The sequence below is a fragment of the Streptomyces swartbergensis genome (assembly GCF_002148965.1).
GTDB classification, from domain to species: domain Bacteria; phylum Actinomycetota; class Actinomycetes; order Streptomycetales; family Streptomycetaceae; genus Streptomyces; species Streptomyces swartbergensis.
In genome coordinates this window covers 1-20,093 of record NZ_NGFN01000068.1, presented here as the reverse complement: position 1 = coordinate 20,093, position 20,093 = coordinate 1, and the positions used below count along the sequence as shown (strand labels likewise).

17 protein-coding genes are annotated in these 20,093 nt (G+C 69.8%); all 17 read right to left on the bottom strand.

Annotated features, from left to right (window positions below; all coding sequences use genetic code 11):
• Window positions 1–816 (bottom strand): F0F1 ATP synthase subunit A, encoded by an 816-nt coding sequence (atpB, locus tag CA983_RS13795; RefSeq protein WP_483027216.1) that lies wholly within the window; start codon window positions 814–816, stop codon window positions 1–3.
• A gap of 225 nt (window positions 817–1,041) precedes the next feature.
• Window positions 1,042–1,479, bottom strand: a complete 438-nt coding sequence (locus CA983_RS13790) for a Cg1360 family ATP-synthase-associated protein (RefSeq protein WP_086601181.1) — start codon at window positions 1,477–1,479, stop codon at window positions 1,042–1,044.
• 298 nt (window positions 1,480–1,777) lie between these two features.
• Window positions 1,778–3,121, bottom strand: a complete 1,344-nt coding sequence (locus CA983_RS13785) for an MraY family glycosyltransferase (protein ID WP_086601188.1) — start codon at window positions 3,119–3,121, stop codon at window positions 1,778–1,780.
• A 130-nt stretch (window positions 3,122–3,251) separates the two neighbouring features.
• Window positions 3,252–4,490 (bottom strand): serine hydroxymethyltransferase, encoded by a 1,239-nt coding sequence (locus CA983_RS13780; protein WP_086601180.1) that lies wholly within the window; start codon window positions 4,488–4,490, stop codon window positions 3,252–3,254.
• A gap of 91 nt (window positions 4,491–4,581) precedes the next feature.
• Entirely contained in the window at window positions 4,582–5,262 is a 681-nt protein-coding gene (locus CA983_RS13775) for an arsenate reductase/protein-tyrosine-phosphatase family protein (protein WP_086601179.1), read from the bottom strand.
• A complete protein-coding gene (locus CA983_RS13770; RefSeq protein WP_086601178.1) occupies window positions 5,259–5,906 on the bottom strand; it encodes an L-threonylcarbamoyladenylate synthase in 648 nt (215 codons plus the stop codon). The genes CA983_RS13775 and CA983_RS13770 overlap by 4 nt, the downstream gene beginning before the upstream one ends.
• 61 nt (window positions 5,907–5,967) lie before the next feature.
• Window positions 5,968–6,807 carry a peptide chain release factor N(5)-glutamine methyltransferase gene (gene prmC, locus CA983_RS13765; protein ID WP_059417219.1) on the bottom strand — a complete coding sequence of 280 codons (840 nt, stop codon included), beginning with the start codon at window positions 6,805–6,807 and terminating at the stop codon, window positions 5,968–5,970.
• A gap of 88 nt (window positions 6,808–6,895) precedes the next feature.
• Window positions 6,896–7,972, bottom strand: coding sequence for a peptide chain release factor 1 (gene prfA / locus CA983_RS13760; protein ID WP_086601177.1), 1,077 nt, complete (start codon window positions 7,970–7,972; stop codon window positions 6,896–6,898).
• Between the two features lie 294 nt (window positions 7,973–8,266).
• Window positions 8,267–8,488 (bottom strand): 50S ribosomal protein L31, encoded by a 222-nt coding sequence (gene rpmE, locus CA983_RS13755; protein WP_010040182.1) that lies wholly within the window; start codon window positions 8,486–8,488, stop codon window positions 8,267–8,269.
• A 196-nt stretch (window positions 8,489–8,684) separates the two neighbouring features.
• Complete coding sequence (locus CA983_RS13750) at window positions 8,685–9,821, bottom strand: LCP family protein (protein WP_086601176.1); 1,137 nt, start codon at window positions 9,819–9,821, stop codon at window positions 8,685–8,687.
• Between the two features lie 208 nt (window positions 9,822–10,029).
• Window positions 10,030–11,838 carry a trypsin-like serine protease gene (locus CA983_RS13745; protein WP_086601175.1) on the bottom strand — a complete coding sequence of 603 codons (1,809 nt, stop codon included), beginning with the start codon at window positions 11,836–11,838 and terminating at the stop codon, window positions 10,030–10,032.
• A gap of 124 nt (window positions 11,839–11,962) precedes the next feature.
• On the bottom strand, window positions 11,963–14,035 hold the full coding sequence (gene rho, locus CA983_RS13740; protein ID WP_086601174.1) for a transcription termination factor Rho: 2,073 nt from the start codon (window positions 14,033–14,035) through the stop codon (window positions 11,963–11,965).
• A 402-nt stretch (window positions 14,036–14,437) separates the two neighbouring features.
• Window positions 14,438–15,367 carry a homoserine kinase gene (thrB, locus tag CA983_RS13735; protein WP_086601173.1) on the bottom strand — a complete coding sequence of 310 codons (930 nt, stop codon included), beginning with the start codon at window positions 15,365–15,367 and terminating at the stop codon, window positions 14,438–14,440.
• Window positions 15,368–15,661: 294 nt separating this feature from the next.
• The gene (gene thrC, locus CA983_RS13730; protein ID WP_086601172.1) at window positions 15,662–16,720 is read right to left on the bottom strand and encodes a threonine synthase; all 1,059 of its coding nucleotides are present in this window, start codon (window positions 16,718–16,720) and stop codon (window positions 15,662–15,664) included.
• A 6-nt stretch (window positions 16,721–16,726) separates the two neighbouring features.
• The gene (locus tag CA983_RS13725; RefSeq protein ID WP_086601171.1) at window positions 16,727–18,019 is read right to left on the bottom strand and encodes a homoserine dehydrogenase; all 1,293 of its coding nucleotides are present in this window, start codon (window positions 18,017–18,019) and stop codon (window positions 16,727–16,729) included.
• A gap of 209 nt (window positions 18,020–18,228) precedes the next feature.
• Window positions 18,229–19,620, bottom strand: a complete 1,392-nt coding sequence (gene lysA / locus CA983_RS13720) for a diaminopimelate decarboxylase (RefSeq protein ID WP_086601170.1) — start codon at window positions 19,618–19,620, stop codon at window positions 18,229–18,231.
• 13 nt (window positions 19,621–19,633) lie between these two features.
• Window positions 19,634–20,093, bottom strand: a 460-nt coding sequence (locus CA983_RS13715) for a DALR anticodon-binding domain-containing protein (protein WP_244206875.1), incomplete at its 5' end; no start/stop codon positions are given.

Sequence of the window (20,093 nt, the reverse complement as noted above, 5' to 3'; positions counted from 1 at the left end):
TCAGTGGTGCTCGGCCAGAGCGCCCTGGATGTACGTGCAGGCGAGGAGTACGAAGACGTACGCCTGGACGGCCTGCACGAAAAGCTCGAAGCCGATCATGGCGACGGTCATGACGAAGGAGACACCGGCCGCCGGGATCATCCAGCTGTTCAGCAGGTACCAGGAGGCGACGGTGAACATGACCAGCATCAGGTGGCCGGCGAACATGTTGGCGAACAGTCGCACCGCGTGCGTGAACGGCCGGACGAGCAGGTTCGAGAAGAACTCGATGACCATCACGAGCGGCAGCACCGGGCCGAGCGACTTGTCGTAGCCGGTGATGTTCTTGAAGAACCCGACGAAGCCGTGCCGCTTGAAGGTCAGCGAGACCCAGGTGACGTAGACGACCGCCGCGAGGACCGCCGGGAAGGCGATGATCGACGAGACCGGGAACTGCGCCAGCGGGATCACGGACCAGATGTTCATGATCCAGATGAAGAAGAACAGCGAGACCATCAAGGGGACGTACTTCTCGCCCTCCTTCTTTCCGAGGGTCTCGTAGACGATGCCGCGGCGGACGAAGTCGTATCCGGCTTCACCGACCATCTGGAGCTTGCCCGGCACCACCTTGGCCTTGCCGAAGGCCGCGTAGAAGAAGCCGATGACGAGGATGGTGGTGATGATGGCAAGCAGCATCACCTTGTTGAACTCGAACCCTCCAACCGTGGCGATCGGCTTGAAGAGGAACGAGTGCAGGCCCGGTGCCGGAAAACCACACCCGTCGGACATGATCCGACAGCTCCAGTCAAAGGCGAGCTGGGTCTGGTCAGCACTCACCACGGGCTCCTTCGGCGTGACGCATAGGTACGGCAACCTCGTTGTGTCGGCGCGGCGCGCAGCCGCGGATCGGCACCGGACTGGTGTTACGGATGTGAGGGCGGCTGAGGGGCATTGAGCCTCGCGTTCGAGCAGGCGTCAGCTCAGATGCCCGCGCCCGCGATGCCGCAGTTGGCACCGGACGATAGCAGGAGTTCCCCGTGCTCTTTATCGCGCCCCTACCCGTCACGACGACGACCCGGTCTTCTCGGGCTTCTCGCTCTTCTCGGAGTCCGGATCGATGTAGAAGATCTTGGCCTTCATATGCGCACGAGCCTGCGCGGCCATCCACACGACCGTCGCGATGACGAGCCCGAGGGCGAACGCCTTCGCGTTGAAGAGAGAGGTGTCCTTGAAGAGGGCGACGAAGATCAGGAGAAGCAGCAGCTGGGCGACATAGAGCATCAGCCCCATGGCCTGGAACAACTGCGGGAGCGTTTTTGCCGTCCACTGGAGAACGAACAGGCCGACCCCCATGAAGAGGATGGCCAGCACCGTACCCACGGCGGCCCCGATGGCTCCCTTGCCTCCGGCCACCACACCGCTGACGGCGACCACGACCACACCGGCAGCCGCTGTGGGCACAGCGCACTGCAGAAGGTTCCGGGCGTCATTGGACGGCATGGCGGCAACTCCGCTTTCGCAGGGGGCAGGGGTGTCGTCATGGACGAGCGTAGTCCCGGGCTGAGTAGAGACCTCACACCAATGGGCCGTCGCACTGCGGCCCTTCGGCTCTATCCGGGGGGTTCTCGTGAACCGTATCACAAACTATTTGATGCAGTCTTTACCTGAAGGTGTGCAGACAGTCACACATGAGAGTGAAGCTGCGCGTCTGTGCAAGAACAGTGTCGACTTGTCTGGTATTGGGTCGCTTCGCTCCCCCATCACAACCCCACGACTTGGCAATGCTCTAGTCAGATTCTTACCTTGTCCCGGCCTTACGCCGGTCCACCGGGCGCGAGCGGCCGCCGATGGCCGTCGCCCCGTTGACTCCTGAGACCCCGGACACGAGCGGGGCGCGGTTCCCCGGCGCGACCGAGGCCGGCTGCTCCGTGGCGGACGCCGGCGTCGAGGCCTCGGGTGCCAGGGCCGGGATGCCGCGGCGCCGGTAGCGGGGCGGCACGAAGCGCTCCATCCAGCGCGGGGTGCGTGGCGTGAAGCGCGGCAGCAGGAGGAGGGCCAGGCCGATCGCGCTGAGGAACACGATGCCGAGCACGATCCACATGGACGCGGAGTTGACCGAGTAGGCCAGCGCCCCGAAGGCGATCAGCGCCGACCAGAAGTACATGATCAGCACCGCGCGGCTGTGCGAGTGGCCGATCTCCAGCAGACGGTGGTGCAGGTGGCCGCGGTCGGCGGCGAACGGCGACTGGCCGCGCCAGGTGCGGCGCACGATCGCCAGGATCAGGTCGGCGGCCGGCACCGCGATGATCGTCAGCGGCAGCAGCAGCGGGATGTAGACCGGGACCGTCTGGTGCACGGCCTCCTTCTCCGACCCGACGTACAGGTTGAGCGCGTCCGGGTCGACCTGCCCCGTGATGGAGATCGCGCCGGCGGCCAGCACCAGGCCGATCAGCATCGAGCCCGAGTCGCCCATGAAGATCCGCGCCGGGTGCATGTTGTGCGGCAGGAAACCCAGGCACATGCCCATCAGGATCGCCGAGAAGAGCGTGGCGGGGGCGGCGGCCTCGATGCCGTACGAGTACCAGATCCGGTAGGCGTACAGGAAGAACGCGGTGGCCGCGATGCAGACCATGCCGGCCGCGAGACCGTCCAGGCCGTCGACGAAGTTGACCGCGTTGATGGTGATGACGACCAGCGCGACCGTCAGCAGGGTGCCCTGCCACTGGGTGAGCGCGACCGAACCGATGCCCGGGATCGGCAGCCACAGGATCGTCAGGCCCTGCACGACCATCACGCCCGCGGCGATCATCTGGCCGCCCAGCTTGATCAGGGCGTCGATCTCGAACTTGTCGTCCAGCACCCCGATCAGCCAGATCACCGCCGCCCCGGACAGCAGCGCCCGGGGTTCGTTCGACGTCTCGAAGACCTGGCTGAGGTTGGTCAGGTGGTCGGCGACCAGCAGGCCCGCGCACAGGCCGAAGAACATCGCGATCCCGCCGAGCCGCGGAGTGGGTTCCCGGTGCACGTCACGTGCCCGGATCTCCGGCATCGCTCCGGCCACGATCGCGAACTTCCGTACCGGCCCTGTCAGCAGATACGTCACCGCGGCCGTGATGCAGAGCGTCAGCAGGTATTCACGCACGGGCTTCCCCACAGGTCTCGCTGGCCATCCTCAGCCCCACACCCTAGCGATGCGCGCATATGGGTGGGGACTTCCGGGTAGCGACGATGGTTGCACGAGTAGCTGTGCACCCTGGTGCGCTTACCCCCACTCAGCGGGGATACGGCGGAAATCCACCGGCCAGCTCCCGCACTTCTTCACGGGCCCTCGCGGTCTCCGTCACGCCCCTGAGCACCCCCGCGAGCAGCTTGGCGATCCGCGCCATCTCCGCCTCGCCCATGCCCTGCGTGGTGACGGCGGCCGTGCCCAGCCTGAGCCCCCGGACGTCGCCGTGCGGCAGCGCGCAGCAGTCCATGACCAGGCCGGCCGCGGCGAGACGGCCCCGGGCGGTGCGGCCGTCGACGCCGAGCGGCGCCGGGTCGGCGGTGATCAGGTGGGTGTCCGTGCCGCCCGTGGTGACGACCAGGCCCTCGGCGGCCAGCCGGGCCGCGAGAACCCTCGCATTGGCGACCACCTGATGGGCGTACACGGCGAACGCCGGTGTTGCCGCCTCCCCGAACGCGACCGCCTTGGCGGCGATGGTGTGCATCTGCGCACCGCCCTGCGTGAAAGGGAACACGGCCCGGTCGACCCGCTCGGCCAGCTCCGCGCGGCACAGGATCATGCCGCCGCGCGGACCCCGCAGCACCTTGTGGGTCGTCGCGCAGACGATGTCCGCGTACGGCACCGGGTTCGGCGCCGCTCCCCCGGCGACGAGCCCCATGGGGTGCGCGGCGTCCGCGACGAGGTACGCGCCCACCTCGTCGGCGACCTCGCGGAAGAACGCGTAGTCGATGTGCCGGGGATAGGCGATCGAGCCGCACACGATCGCCTTGGGCCGGCGCGTGCGGGCCAGGGTGCGCACCTGGTCGTGGTCGATCAGCCCGGACTCGGCCTCCACGCCGTAGCCGACGAAGTCGAACCAGCGGCCGGAGAAGTTGGCGGGCGAGCCGTGCGTGAGATGGCCGCCGTACGGCAGGCCGAGGGCGAGGACGGTGTCGCCGGGGCGCAGCAGGGCGGCGTAGGCGGCCAGGACGGCCGAAGAGCCGGAGTGGGACTGCACGTTGGCGTGCTCGGCGCCGAACAGCGCCCTGGCCCGGTCGACGGCGAGGCGTTCGGCGACGTCGACGATCTCGCAGCCGCCGTGGTGCCGCGCTCCGGGGTAGCCCTCGGCGTACTTGTTGGCCAGTGGCGAGCCGAGGGCGGCCAGGACGGCCGGCGAGCTGAAGTTCTCGGCGGCGATGAGCTGGAGCGTCGTCGCCTGCCGCTCCCGCTCGCCGAACAGGATGTCGGCGAGTTCGGGGTCCTGGCGGCGCAGGAGGTCGGCCTCGATGGCAGGGGTGACCGTCATGGTGGGCTCCGGGCGGCGTCGACGGTGACGTACGTCCAATGTAGGCCCGGGGCCCCGCGGGCGCTCGGCCGTTACGTCTTTGCGGGGACGCCTACGTCTTTGCGGGGACGCCGGTGAGGGCCGTGACGACCGGATCGAGTGCCTGGTGTATCTCGTCCCCGATGGACCGGAAGAACGTCAGGGGCGCCCCGTAGGGGTCGTACACCTCGTCCGCCTCGGCGTTCGGTGCCAGCAGCCACCCGCGTAGAGCCGCCGCGGCACGCACCAGCGCACGCGCGCGTGCGACCAGGCCCTCCTCCAGGGGCGGCAGGGTCGCCGGGTCGATGGCCTTCACCAGGCGGGTGAACTCCTTGAGCGTGAAGGTCCGCAGGCCCGCGGAGTGGCCCATGGAGATGACCTGGGCGCGGTGGTCACGCGTCGCTGTCAGCACCAGGTCGGCGCGGATCACGTGCTCGTCGAGGAGTTCGCGCCCGGTGAAGCCGGAGGCGTCCGCGCCGAAGTCGGCCAGCACGGTCTCCGCGTTGGCCTCCATGGGGGCGCCCTCGTGACCCCAGGTGCCCGCGCTCTCCACGATCAGCCCGCCGCCCAGGATCCCGAGCCGCTCCCGCACGAAATGGCGGGTCAGCCGCTCGGTGATGGGCGAGCGGCATACGTTGCCGGTGCTGACGTGGAGGATGCGGAAGCTGTCGCGCGGAAGCCCCACGAACGTCGTCGTGATCTCCGCCGCGCTTTCCCCGTTGCCTATGCCACGCCCCGCTCCAGGGGCCGTCAATTCGCCACCTCGAGGTCGGGTACGACCTTTCGCAGCTCTTCCGCGGAGATCGCGCCGGCGCGCAGCAGCAGCGGCACCTCACGGGTCACGTCGACGATCGACGACGGGACGTTGCCGGGGGTCGGGCCGCCGTCCAGGTAGACGGAGACGGAGTCGCCGAGCATCTCCTGCGCGGCGTCGCAGTTCTCCGGCGCCGGGTGGCCGGTCAGGTTGGCGGAGGAGACGGCCATCGGGCCCACCTCCGTCAGCAGCTCGATGGCGACGGGGTGCAGCGGCATGCGCACGGCGACCGTGCCACGGGTGTCGCCCAGGTCCCACTGGAGGGACGGCTGGTGCTTGGCGACGAGCGTCAGCGCGCCCGGCCAGAAGGCGTCGACCAGTTCCCAGGCCAGCTCGGAGAAGTCCGTGACGAGCCCGTGCAGCGTGTTCGGGGAGCCGATGAGCACGGGGGTGGGCATGTTGCGGCCCCGGCCCTTGGCCTCCAGCAGGTCGGCGACGGCCTCCGCGGAGAACGCGTCGGCGCCGATGCCGTACACCGTGTCCGTCGGCAGCACCACGAGCTCGCCACGGCGGACGGCGGACGCTGCCTCGCGCAGACCGGTCACACGGTCGGTCGCGTCGTTGGTGTCGTATCGCCGTGCCATCTTTAGCTGGCCTCCTCGTACACGTGCTGCTGGGATGAAGACTGCGAAGACTGCGGGGTGCTCACGGCAGCGCCTTGCGGGCCGTGGCGAAACGCGGGCGGTTGTTCAGGTCCGGATGGTCGGCGGCGTCGGTCCAGCCCCGGTCCTCGGCGAAGATCCACGGCACCTGGCCGCCCTGGGTGTCGGCGTGCTCCACGACCACCACGCCGCCGGGGCGCAGCAGCCGGTGCGCGGTGCGCTCCAGGCCGCGGATGAGGTCGAGGCCGTCCTCGCCGGAGAACAGGGCCAGTTCCGGGTCGTGGTCCCGCGCCTCGGGGGCGACGTACTCCCACTCGGTGAGCGGGATGTAGGGCGGGTTGGAGATGACCAGGTCGACCTGTCCGTCGAGGTCCGGGAAGGCCGTCAGGGCGTCTCCCTGGCGCAGTTCGACCCTGGACCCCTCCACGTTCTTGCGGGTCCACCGGAGGGCGTCCTCGGACAGCTCCACGGCGTACACGCGCGAGCGCGGCACCTCCTGGGCGAGGGCGAGCGCGATGGCGCCGGAGCCGGTGCACAGGTCGACGATGCACGGCTCGACGACGTCCATGGCCCGTACCGCGTCTATGGCCCAGCCGACCACGGACTCCGTCTCGGGCCGCGGCACGAACACCCCGGGACCGACCTGGAGTTCCAGGTACCGGAAGTAGGCCCGCCCGGTGATGTGCTGGAGCGGCTCGCGGGCCTCGCGGCGGGCGATGACCTCCCAGTAGCGGGCGTCGAAGTCGGAGTCCTTGACGGAGTGCAGCTCACCGCGCTTGACGCCGTGCACGAACGCGGCGAGTTCCTCCGCGTCGGTGCGTGGCGAGGGCACGCCGGCGTCGGCAAGCCGCTGGGTGGCCTGGGCCACCTCCGCGAGCAGCACGCTGCGGGGGCTTGGGGGTCGCCCCCCAAATGACTGCTGCACGCAAGTCCTCCGGTGCTCGGTACTCCTGTGGGTACTCCTGTGGGTCCTACGCGGCCGCGAGCTTCGCCGCCGAGTCCGCGTCGACGCAGGCCTGGATCACCGCGTCGAGGTCGCCGTCCAGGACCTGGTCCAAGTTGTACGCCTTGTAGCCGACGCGGTGGTCCGAGATGCGGTTCTCCGGGTAGTTGTACGTGCGGATCTTCTCGGAGCGGTCGACGGTGCGGACCTGGCTGCGGCGGGCGTCGGCGGCCTCCCTCTCCGCCTCCTCCTGTGCCATGGCGAGCAGCCTGGAGCGCAGGATACGCAGTGCCTGCTCCTTGTTCTGCAACTGGCTCTTCTCGTTCTGGCAGGAGGCGACGACTCCGGTCGGGACGTGCGTGATGCGCACGGCGGAGTCGGTGGTGTTGACGGACTGTCCGCCCGGGCCGGAGGAGCGGTAGACGTCGATGCGGAGGTCGTTCGGGTTGATCTCGACGTCGACCTCCTCGGCCTCGGGGGTGACGAGGACACCGGCGGCGGAGGTGTGGATACGGCCCTGGGACTCGGTGGCCGGGACGCGCTGCACGCGGTGCACGCCGCCCTCGTACTTCAGGCGGGCCCACACGCCCTGTCCGGGCTCCGTCGCACCCTGGCCGCCCTTGGTCTTCACGGCCACCTGGACGTCCTTGTAGCCGCCCAGCTCGGACTCGGTGGCGTCGATGATCTCGGTCTTCCAGCCGACCCGCTCGGCGTACCGCAGGTACATGCGCAGCAGGTCACCGGCGAACAGGGCCGACTCGTCGCCGCCCGCGCCCGCCTTGATCTCGAGGATGACGTCCTTGTCGTCGCTGGGGTCGCGCGGGACGAGCAGCAGACGCAGCTTCTCCGTCAGCTCCTCGCGCTGCTTCTCCAGTTCCTTGACCTCGGCGGCGAAGTCGGGGTCGATGGCGGCGTACTCGCGCCCGGTCTCGATGTCGTCGCCCGTCTGCGTCCAGGAGCGGTACGTGGCGACGATCGGGGTGAGCTCGGCGTAGCGCTTGTTCAGCTTGCGCGCGTTGGCCTGGTCGGAGTGGACCGACGGGTCGGCGAGCTTCTTCTCCAGGTCGGCGTGCTCGGCGACGAGTTCCTCGACGGCCTCGAACATCTTGGGCTCCTGTGTACTGGCGGGGGTGAAGAGGGCGGGCGACCAAAAACGCCGGTCCCGGAGCGCCCGGTGAGGGGGCGCGTCCGTGGACCGGCGCTAGGGCCTGCCCGGCGGATCAGGTCGGAGGAAATCCGCCGTACCCGTCAGTGCCGGTGAGCGGGGCCTGGTGCGTGCAGCTGCAAGGCGGAGGAAGGAGTCGACGCGGAGCGTCGGCGACTGACGACAACGCCGCAGATGTGCGTGCCAGGCCCCGCGTCTCCGACAGGATCCGCCGGGCAGGCCCTAGGGGGCTCGCTACTTCTTGGAGCCGGCGGCCTTGCCGAAGCGGGCCTCGAAGCGGGCCACGCGGCCACCGGTGTCGAGGATCTTCTGCTTGCCCGTGTAGAACGGGTGGCACTCGGAGCACACATCGGCACGGATCGCGCCGGACTCGATGGTGCTGCGGGTGGTGAACGACGCGCCGCAGGTGCAGCTGACCTGCGTCTCGACGTACGCGGGGTGGATGTCGCGCTTCAAGGTGTCTCCTAGGTTTCGGGAGGGCGCCGGGTCGCTGCCGCGGGATGCGGGAGCGTGAACCGGAGCCGACGTACCAGTCTGCCAGGACTGGTGCCATCCCCCCAAACCGGGGGTTGCCGTTATTTGTTCCCTGCGGGCCGGTGGGGGCTTGTCGCGCCCACGCGGCGGAGCCGCATATCGATACAGCCCCGCGCCCCTAAGAGCTACTCACCACACCCTTGGCTTCACCTGTGGCCGTGCCCTTCGTCGCGCTCTTCGGGATCGGCTTGTCGTTGGCCAGGGCCTTCCAGATCTGGTCGGCCTTCTGCTCCTGGAGGAGGACGCGGTTGGGGTCGGCCGGGTCGTAGGCGACCGGCATCGTGACCATGTGCATGTTGGAGGGGGTGATGCCCTTGAGGCCGCCCGCGAAGGACGCGAGCTTGTTCACCGAGCCGAGGTCGGAGTCGGTCGTCACTGTCTTGGTCGCGGTCTCCGCGAGGTCGAGCAGCTTCTTGGGGTTCGTGAAGACGCCGACGTCCTTGATCTGGTGGACCAGGGCCTTGATGAAGGCCTGCTGGAGCTGGATGCGGCCCAGGTCGGAGCCGTCGCCGACGCCGTGACGGGTGCGGACCAGGCCGAGGGCCTGCTCGCCGTCGAGTCTGTGGGTGCCGGCCTTCAGCCTCAGGTGGCTGTCGGGGTCGTCGATGCTCTTGGTCGTGGTGACCTCGACGCCGCCGAGGTCGTCGATGAGCTTCTGGAAGCCGGAGAAGTCGACCTCCAGGTAGTGGTCCATGCGCAGGTCGGTGATCGACTCGACGGTCTTCACGGCGCAGGCGGCCCCGCCGGTGGAGTACGCGGAGTTGAACATCACGCCGTTCGCGGCGGGGTGCTCGTTGCCCTTGGTGTCCGTGCACTCGGGCCGGTCGATGAGGGTGTCCCGCGGGATGGAGACCACGCTGGCCTTCTTGTGTCCCTTGTAGACGTGCACGATCATCGCCGTGTCGGAGCGGGCGCTGCCGTCGTCGGTGCCGCCGCCGAGCTTCTTGTTGCCGCCGGCGCGGGTGTCGGAGCCGAGGACGAGGATGTTCTCCGAGCCGTTGTCGGCCTTCTTGGGCCGGTCGGTGCCGAGGGCCTGGTCGATGTCGACGCTCTTGAGGTTGCCGTTGAGCTTGAAGTACACGTACCCCGCCCCTGCGCCGCCCAGGGCGACGAGGCCCGCGGCGGTCCAGGCCGTCACCATCAGGCCCCTGTGACGCTTACGGGGCTTGCGGCGCCGGCCCTTGGCGCGGTGGCGCGGCCCGGTGATGCCGGTATCGCCCGGTATGCCCGGACCCGGCGTGCTCTCGGCAGACATGTGCTCCTCAGCTCGTCTACGGTCGGTTACCCCCTGCGGTCAGTGCCAGGCGTGTTCGGTCGGGGAGTCCTCCTGGCACCATCGTCGCTCCGCCTGGTCAGACGGAGAAACTCGGGAAAGGGTTGCACAACGGACTGTGCCCACCGCGTACGACGGTGGGCACAGTGCGTGTTCGGCACAGCGAGGGGTACCTCGCTCACCTGCGGGTTCAGCCGAAGATGTCGTACTGCTTGAAATCGGTGGCGACGGACTTCCTTGTGGCGAAGATCTCGCTGGTCGCCTTGCCGGTGCCCGGGTACAGGTAGAGCGTGCCGCCGGGCGTGCGGGCCAGGAAGTCGGCCTTGCCGTCGCCGGTGATGTCGCCGGTCGCGTCGAAGGCGTTGTACGTCGTGCTGCTCCAGGTGCGCACCTTGACGCGGCCGGAGAACGCGCCGGAGCCGGCCGTGCCGGTGCCCTTGTAGAGGTACACGTAGCCGCCCGTCTTGCTGCGGGCGATCAGGTCGGTCTTGCCGTCCCCGGTGAAGTCGCCGTGGCCGCGCACGGAGTTGTACTGGTTCCAGCCGGAGCCGACCTTCACGCGGGGCGCGAAGGTGCCGTTGCCCTTGCCCGGGTAGATCCACATCACGCCCGCGGAGTCGACCGAGAGCAGGTCGGGCAGGTAGTCGCCGGTGACGTCGCCGGGGGTGATGATGCGGGTGCGGGTCGCCCAGTTGTCGGCGATCTGCTTGGTGGACCAGGTGCCGCTGGAGATCACGTAGTGCGTCCAGTACACGTCGCCGGTGGAGCTGACCCGGTAGACCAGGTCCTGGTAGCCGTCGCGGTCGAAGTCGGTCTGGAGGACGACATTGACGCCGTTCCAGTTGCCCCAGGACTCGCGGGCGGCGAACGACGTGCCGTTGGAGTTCTTGGAGTAGCCGGTCTTGGTGGAGGCGTTGCGCACCCACAGGTCGGCCTTGTGGTCTCCGTTGACGTTGGTGTCGTCGATGCGCGGGTAGGTCGCGCCGACGTAGGAGCTGACCTTGCTGAAGACGCTGTAGGCGCCCTTCGCGACGCAGTCCGCCACGCCCCAGGACACCACACCGACGATCCGGTTGTTCACGACCAGCGGGCCGCCGGAGTCGCCGTTGCAGGCGCTGGTGGTGCCGGCGTCGCTGCCGGTGGCGGGCTGGCCCGCGCAGACCATGTGGCCCTTGACGAAGTCGCTGCCGTACGCGCCGGCGCAGGTGGTGTCGGACTGGATGGGCAGCGTGGCCGTCTTCAGCGTCTCGGAGATGTCGTCGCTGGTGGAGCTGGTGCGGCCCCAGCCGTAGACCTTGGCGCTGGTGCCGGCCTTGTACGACGTGGTGTCGCCGGACGTCGTCATGCGGATCGGCGTGGCCTTGACCGGGACGGGCAGGGTGAGCACCGCGATGTCGTTGTCGATGGTCGTCGCGTTGTACGACGGGTGGTTCCACTGCCGCCAGACGCCGGTGACGGTGCCGCCGTGCAGGTCGGTGTCGCCCGCCGCGTCGGTGGTCGGCAGCTGCGAGGTGCCGGTGAGAATGGCGCCGTTGGCGTTCCAGTCGTAGCCCTTGACGCAGTGCGCGGCGGTGAGGATCTTCGTCGGCGAGACGACGGCGCCACCGCAGAAGAAGCCGATGTCGTCGCTCTCGCTGGTGGTGCCCCGGTCGTCGTAGTACCAGAGCTGAGCCATCCACGGCGCCGAGGTGATGGTGGTCTCGTTGCCGCCGATGATCTTCGGGTCGACGGTGGACGGGCTCGTGTTCGTGCTCGCGCTCAGCGACGCCTTGCTCGTCTTGCCCGCCGTGTCGTCACCGGCCAGGGCGCCCGCGACGCGCTTCTCCAGCTCGGCGAGCGACGGTGAGCTGGTGGCGGGCTTGACCGTCGGCTGCGGCAGCGGGGTTGCCGCGCCGGCGGACGTCGTCAGCAGCGCTGCGGCCACGGCGGCGGCCACACCGGCCGCGGCGACGGGCAGTGCGATACGTATCCGGCGTCTGCGCCGGCCGCCCCCAGGCATGGATGTACCCACGTATGTCCCCCCTCGGGATCAGATGTTCGAAGAGAGCGTGATCCTACCTGTACGCGAGCAGCACAAAGGGCCGCCCCCGTTCACGGGAGCGGCCCTTTGCCCAGTGCTTACCTCAGTCGCCGTTGCCCGGCGTCGGAGTGGTCTTCTGGATCTGCATCAGGAACTCGGCGTTCGACTTCGTCTGCTTCATCTTGTCGAGGAGCAGCTCGACCGCCTGCTGCTGGTCGAGGGCGTGCAGCACCCGGCGCAGCTTCCAGACGATGCCGAGCTCGTCGGGGGCGAGCAGGATCTCTTCCTTACGGGTGCCGGACGCGTCCACGTCCACCGCCGGGAAGATGCGCTTGTCGGCGAGCTTCCGGTCGAGCTTGAGCTCGGCGTTGCCCGTGCCCTTGAACTCCTCGAAGATGACCTCGTCCATGCGGGACCCGGTGTCCACCAGGGCGGTGGCGAGGATGGTCAGCGAGCCGCCGTCCTCGATGTTGCGGGCCGCACCGAAGAAGCGCTTCGGCGGGTACAGGGCGGTCGAGTCGACACCACCGGACAGGATGCGGCCGGAGGCCGGGGCGGCGAGGTTGTACGCACGGCCCAGACGCGTGATGGAGTCCAGCAGGACGACCACGTCGTGACCGAGCTCGACCAGCCGCTTCGCACGCTCGATGGCGAGCTCCGCGACCGTGGTGTGGTCCTCGGCCGGGCGGTCGAAGGTCGAGGAGATGACCTCGCCCTTGACCGACCGCTGCATGTCGGTGACCTCTTCCGGACGCTCGTCGACCAGGACGACCATCAGGTGGCACTCGGGGTTGTTGTGCGTGATCGCGTTGGCGATCGCCTGCATGATCATGGTCTTGCCGGTCTTCGGCGGGGCCACGATCAGACCACGCTGGCCCTTACCGATCGGCGACACGAGGTCGATGATGCGGGTGGTCAGCACGCCCGGGTCGGTCTCCAGGCGGAGCCGGTCCTGCGGGTACAGCGGCGTCAGCTTGTTGAACTCCGGCCGCCCGCGCCCGGATTCGGGCGCCATGCCGTTGACGGAGTCCAGACGCACCAGCGCGTTGAACTTCTCGCGCCGCTCGCCTTCCTTGGGCTGACGCACGGCGCCGGTGATGTGGTCGCCCTTGCGCAGGCCGTTCTTGCGGACCTGGGCGAGGGAGACGTACACGTCGTTCGGCCCGGGCAGATAGCCGGACGTACGGATGAAGGCGTAGTTGTCGAGGATGTCCAGGATGCCCGCGACGGGGATCAGGACGTCGTCCTCGTTGATCTGCGGCTCCGCGCTGCCCATCTCCTCGCGGCCACGACGGCCACGGCGGTCGCGGTAACGCCCGCGACGGCCACGCCGGCCGCCCTCGAAGTCGTCGTCGTCCTGCTGCTGACGGTCACGGTCCTGACGGCCGCCGCCCTGCTGGTTCTGCTGGCCGCGCTGGCCGCCCTGCTGGTCGTCGCCCTTGTTGCCGCGGCGGTCGCGATCGCGACCGCCGTCGCGGTCCCGGTCTCGGCCACGGTCACGGCGGTCGCGACGACGGCCCTCGCCGCCCTCGCCCCCGTCGGACTTGGCGTCGTTCTGGGACTGCTGCTGCTGCGACTCGCCCCTGGACTCGTTCTTCGCCTCGGCGGCGACCGTCTCGGGAGCCGCGGCGGGCGGCGACCCGGCGTCGGCGGTGGCCCGGCGACGGCGGCGCTCGGAGGGCGCGTCGTCGGTGGGGGCACCTGCCTGGTCGAGCGAAGCCGAGACCTTGGGGGACGGCTGGCCGGGGATCTCGATCTGCTGCTGGGCCACGGCCTTGTCGGCCTTGTCGGCCTTGTCGGCGGGGGCCTCGGAGGCCTGCTTCGCGTCCGCCTTCTTCTCCGCCTTGTCGGCGTTGTCCCCCGTACGGGTCCGGGAGGTGGCGCGGCGCTTCGGCTTGGTCTCGGCGGGGGCCTCGGCCTTCGCGGCCGGGGCGGCGCCGCCGGACCCTTGCGCCTCCTTGATGACCTCGATCAGCTGGCTCTTGCGCATACGCGCGGTGCCCCTGATACCGAGGCCGGATGCGACCTGTTGCAGCTCGGCCAGCACCATGCCCTCGAGGCCGGTACCGCGGCGCCGCCGGGAGCCGGCACCGGTGGCAGGCGCGGAGGCGTCCGTGGCGGGCGCGGCAGCGGTCTCCTCGACACGTGCGCCCATCAGATCGGTGGTGTCGCTCACGAAGGGTCCTTCCCTGGAGCGGACGTCGGCCTGTCTGGCTCGGCGACCGGTTGTGCTGTCCGGCTTCGGTCCGTTTGGTGTGAACCGTGCCGGGGCGGTGGTCCGCCTCAGCGGCGGAGGAATCTGGTGATGGCGCTTCCGTATGCCGTGGCACCCAGTGTCAGTGTCACGCGGCGTGGTCGCACCGGTTCCGGAGCGTGCCCTGCGCCCCGCTCAGTGTCCGTGTACGGCGTACGGTCCGACGTACGGAACACAGTGCGGCTTGGGGGGCTCCCGGAAGAATGTCTGTCCCGGACGGGGACACGAGGCACCTCGCCATGGTGGGGTCGGGTGCAGACTTGAGGTTAACACTACCGGATCCAACAAACATTCCCCCTCTCGAAATCCGGCAACCGTGCGCTTCTAAATGTCAGTGGAGGTCGCGAGCGGCAGCACGACCGCGCCCTGCGGATCGAGGCTCAGCCGGTTCGCGGCCCAGTCCGCGCCCGCCAGGGCCTCGACCTTGTCGGCGGTGCCGGCGTCGGCCAGCGCCATGACCGTCGGGCCGGCGCCGGAGATCACCGCGGGGACGCCCTCGCCCCGCAGCCGCTCCACCAGCGCCGCGCTCTCGGGCATGGCCGGTGCGCGGTACTCCTGGTGCAGGCGGTCCTCGGTGGCGGGCAGCAACAGCTCGGGGCGCCGCGTCATGGCCTCGACGAGCAGGGCGGCCCGGCCCGCGTTGGTGGCGGCGTCGACGTGCGGCACGGAGCGCGGGAGCAGGCCGCGCGCGGTTTCGGTCAGTACCGGCTTTCCGGGCACGAAAACCACCGGAACGATGGAATCGGCGGGCTCCATCCTGATCGCCCGGGCCGCGCCGCCCTCCATCCAGGACAGCGTGAAGCCGCCCAGCAGACACGCGGCGACGTTGTCGGGGTGGCCCTCGATCTCGGTGGCGAGCTCCAGCAGCGCGGTGTCGTCGAGCTTGGCCTCGGCGCCTATGGTCACGGCCCGGGCGGCGACGATGCCGGCGCAGATGGCGGCCGAGGAGGAGCCCAGGCCCCGGCCGTGCGGAATGCGGTTGGCGCAGACGATCTCCAGGCCGCGCGGCTGTCCGCCCAGCAGATCGAAGGCGGTGCGCAGGGAACGTACGAGAAGGTGCCGCTCGTCGCGCGGGAGCGTCTCGCTGCCCTCCCCCGCGATGTCGATGTGCAGCCCGGAGTCGGCCACCCGGACGACCACGTCGTCGTACAACCCCAGCGCGAGGCCGAGGGCGTCGAAGCCCGGGCCGAGGTTGGCGCTGGTGGCGGGGACGCGCACCCGGACGGCGGCGGCGCGGAACGCTGGACCGGCCATCGCTCGATGACTCTCCTTGAGCTGCGTGATTGTCGAATGACGTGGGACGGACATTCGATGGTGTACGAGAACCCTGGGGGCCGCGGAGACGGCGCGGCTCCGCGGCATATGCGGCGGGCGGGTTCAGTACAGCCTATCGAAGGAAGGTTCTGTGGCGACATAGGGCGCACAGGAGGCGCACGATGCGTGTCGTAAGCCCCCTGTGCACCCCCCGTAGGGAGCCTCCCCGGACAGGCGCCGTCTTACGCCGGAACGTGTCGGGCGTTACACCGGCGCTCGGCGCGTCGGCGCACGTCAGGCCAGTCCGAGGCGCTCCGCCGCGGCCGCCGAGTCGACGGGTACGGTGACCGGCTGCGGGGCACCCGCGACGGCCCAGTCGGGGTCCTTCAGCCCGTTGCCCGTGACGGTGCACACGATCCGCTGCCCCGGGTCGACCTTGCCCTGCTCGGCGGCCTTCAGCAGACCGGCGACGGACGCGGCGGACGCGGGCTCGACGAAGACACCCTCCTGCGAGGCCAACAGCCGGTAGGCGCGCAGGATCTCACGGTCCGTCACCTCGTCGATGAAGCCGCCCGACTCCTCCCGCGCGGCGAGCGCGTACTGCCACGAGGCCGGGTTGCCGATGCGGATGGCGGTGGCGATGGTCGACGGGTCCTTGACGATCTCGCCGCGCACGATCGGGGCGCTGCCCGAGGCCTGGAAACCCCACATGCGGGGCGTCCGGGAGGCGACGCCGTCGGCGGCGTACTCCTTGTAGCCCTTCCAATAGGCCGTGATGTTGCCCGCGTTGCCCACCGGCAGGACGTGGATGTCGGGCGCGTCGCCCAGCATGTCCACGATCTCGAACGCGGCGGTCTTCTGGCCCTCGATACGCACCGGGTTGACCGAATTGACCAGCGCCACGGGGTAGTTGTCGCTCAGGCCGCGCGCGAGCGTGAGGCAGTCGTCGAAGTTGCCGTCGACCTGGAGGATCTTCGCGCCGTGCACGAGGGCCTGGCCCATCTTGCCGAGCGCGATCTTGCCCTGCGGCACGAGCACGGCACAGACCATCCCGGCCCGCACGGCGTACGCGGCGGCGGAGGCCGACGTGTTGCCGGTGGAGGCGCAGATGACGGCCTTCGCGCCCTCCTCCTTGGCCCGGGTGATGGCCATGGTCATACCGCGGTCCTTGAAGGACCCGGTCGGGTTCGCGCCCTCCACCTTGAGGTGGACCTCGCAGCCCGTGCGCTCGGAGAGCACCCGCGCGGGCACGAGCGGCGTGCCGCCCTCGCGGAGCGTCACGACCGGCGTGCTGTCGGATACCGGCAGACGGTCCCGGTACTCCTCGATGATTCCGCGCCACTGGTGGGTCATTGCTGGTTACTCTCCTTCAACCCGCATGATGCTGGCGACACCACGCACGGTGTCGAGCTTGCGCAACGCCTCGACGGTCCCGGTGAGGGCGGCGTCGGACGCACGGTGCGTGACGACGACGAGGGAGGCCTCGCCGTCCTTCCCCGATTGGCGAACCGTATCGATCGAGACTCCGTGCTCGGCGAAGACGGTCGCGACCTGGGCGAGAACACCCGGTTTGTCGGCCACGTCCAGGCTGATGTGGTAGCGCGTGACGACGTCGCCCATCGGGGACACGGTGAGGGCGGCGTAGGCGGACTCTCCCGGTCCGGTCGCGCCGCTGAGCCGGTTGCGGCAGACGGCGACGAGGTCGCCGAGCACGGCCGAGGCCGTCGGGGAACCGCCCGCTCCGGGGCCGTAGAACATGAGCTGTCCGGCGGCGTCGGACTCGACGAACACGGCGTTGTAGGCGCCGCGCACGGAGGCCAGCGGGTGGCTCAGCGGGATCATCGCGGGATGCACGCGCGCGGTGACGGACGCCCCGTCCTCGGCCCGCTCGCAGATGGCGAGCAGCTTGATGGTGCAGCCCATCTCCTTCGCGGAGGCGAAGTCGGCGGCGGTGACCTCGGTCATGCCCTCGCGGTAGACGTCGTCGAGGCGCACGCGCGTGTGGAAGGCGATACCGGCGAGGATGGCGGCCTTGGCGGCTGCGTCGAAGCCCTCGACGTCGGCGGTCGGGTCGGCCTCGGCGTATCCCAGGGCGGTGGCCTCGTCGAGGGCCTCCTGGTAGCCGGCGCCGGTCGAGTCCATCTTGTCGAGGATGAAGTTGGTCGTGCCGTTGACGATGCCCATCACCCGGTTGATCTTGTCGCCGGCGAGGGACTCGCGCAGCGGCCGGATCAGCGGGATGGCACCGGCGACGGCGGCCTCGTAGTAGAGGTCCTTGTCGTGCTCCTCGGCGACGGCGTGCAGGGCCGCTCCGTCCTGGGCGAGGAGCGCCTTGTTGGCGGAGACGACGGAGGCGCCGTGCTCGAAGGCGGTGGTGATGAGGGTCCGCGCGGGCTCGATCCCGCCGATCACCTCCACGACGACGTCGATGTCGCCGCGTTTGACGAGGGCGGTGGCGTCGGTGGTGACGAGGGCCTGGTCGATGCCTTCCCTGACCCGGTCGGGCCGCCGTACGGCCACGCCCGCCAGCTCCACGGGCGCCCCGATCCGGGCCGCGAGGTCGTCGGCGTGCGTCGTCATGATGCGCGCCACCTCTGAGCCGACCACTCCACAGCCCAGCAGCGCCACCTTCAGCGGACGCGTACGCATCATCCGACCTCGTTTCCTCATTACCGTCTACGGTGGAACCAGTCTCACTCACCGGACGGGAGTTTCTGCCCCCGGTCCGGATCGTGAGACGTCTATTTCATTTTCCTCGGGGCGGCAGACAGGAGATCTTTCACCCCGTGGCGTCGGCTCCTCGGCCGTCGGCTTCCCCGCCTTGGCTTCTCGGCCTCGGCTTCCCGGCCTCGGCTTCTCGCTCAGCCGACGTCGAGACGCAGCAGGTCCTCCTCCGTCTCACGGCGGACGATCACCCGGGCCTCACCCTCACGCACGCTCACGACCGGCGGCCGCAGCACGTGGTTGTAGTTGCTGGCCATGGACCGGCAGTAGGCACCCGTGGCCGGCACGGCGATGAGGTCACCCGGTGCCACGTCGGCCGGCAGGAACGCGTCCTTGACCACGATGTCCCCGCTCTCGCAGTGCTTGCCGACGACCCGGGCGAGCATCGGCCCGGCGTCGGAGGTGCGGGAGACCAGCGCGACGCTGTACTCGGCGTCGTACAGCGCGGTGCGGATGTTGTCCGACATGCCGCCGTCGACGGAGACGTACGTCCGCAGCCCGTCGAGGGGCTTGATGGTGCCGACCTCGTAGAGCGTGAAGGCGGTCGGGCCGACGATGGCGCGCCCCGGCTCGACGGAGATGCGCGGCGTGCGCAGCTTGGCCGCCTCGCACTCACGGCTGACGATCTCGCTGAGCGCCTTGGCGATCTCGTGCGGCTCGCGCGGGTCGTCGTCGCTGGTGTACGCGATCCCGAGCCCGCCGCCGAGGTCGATCTCGGGGAGCTCGACGCCGTGCTCGTCGCGGATGTCCTTCAGCAGCCCGACCACCCGGTGGGCGGCGACCTCGAACCCGGACATGTCGAAGATCTGCGAACCGATGTGGCTGTGGAGGCCGACCAGCTCCAGCCCGTCCAGCTGGAGGGCACGGCGTACGGCCTCGGCGGCCTGCCCGCCGGCCAGCGGGATGCCGAACTTCTGGTCCTCGTGGGCCGTGGCGATGAACTCGTGGGTGTGGGCCTCGACGCCGACGGTGATCCGGATCAGGACCTTCTGCCGCTTCCCGAGGCTCTGCGCGATGTGGGCGACCCGGACGATCTCCTGGAAGGAGTCGAGCACGATGTGGCCCACACCGGCTTCGACGGCCCGGGTGATCTCGTCGACGGACTTGTTGTTGCCGTGGAAGGCGATGCGGTCGGCGGGCATGCCGGCGGACAGAGCCGTGGTCAGCTCACCGCCGGAGCAGACGTCGACGTTCAGCCCTTCCTCGTGCAGCCAGCGCACGACGGCACGGGAGAGGAACGCCTTGCCGGCGTAGTAGACGTCGGCGTCGGTCCCGAACGCGGTGCGCCACGCACGCGCGCGTGACCGGAAGTCGGCCTCGTCGAGGATGTAGGCCGGGGTGCCGAACTCCTCGGCGAGCCGCGTGACGGAGATCCCTCCGACGGTGGCGACCCCGTGCTCGTCACGCGTCACGGTCTGCGCCCAGACCTTCGGGTCCAGGACATTGAGGTCGGCGGGCGGGGCCGAGTAGTGGCCCTCGGGGAGGACGTCGGCGTGACGGGGCCCGGCGGGGTGTGCGGAACGGCTCATTCTGCGTGCTCTTTCAGAGGTGATCGGGTGCGTCGATGCCGAGCAGGGACAGGCCACCGGCCAGCACCGCCCCGGCGGCTTCGGCGAGAGCGAGCCGGGCACGGTGGGCGGCCGAGGGTTTCTCGTCGCCCAGGGGCAGCACGGCCGGAAGCAGCGGCAGCGTGGCGTCGGCGACGGCGACGAGGTGCCGGGCCAGGCGGTCGGGGCTGCGGTGGGTGGCGGTGGTGGTGAGGATGCGGGGATGGTCGCCGAGTGCGGCGAGCAGTGCTTCCGCGTCGCTCACGGGGCCGGGCTCGGGGTGGAAGCCCAGGTCGGCGGCGTTGCGCTGGAGTGCCCGGGTGCGGGCGTGGGCGTACCGGACGCGGAAGAGAGGGTTGGTCTCCCGCTGAACCAGGTGATCGCCGGGAATCCGGGGCCGGTCGTGGGCGGCCGGACAGAGCAGGGCCCAGCGGGCGGCGTCGCGGCCGAGGGGC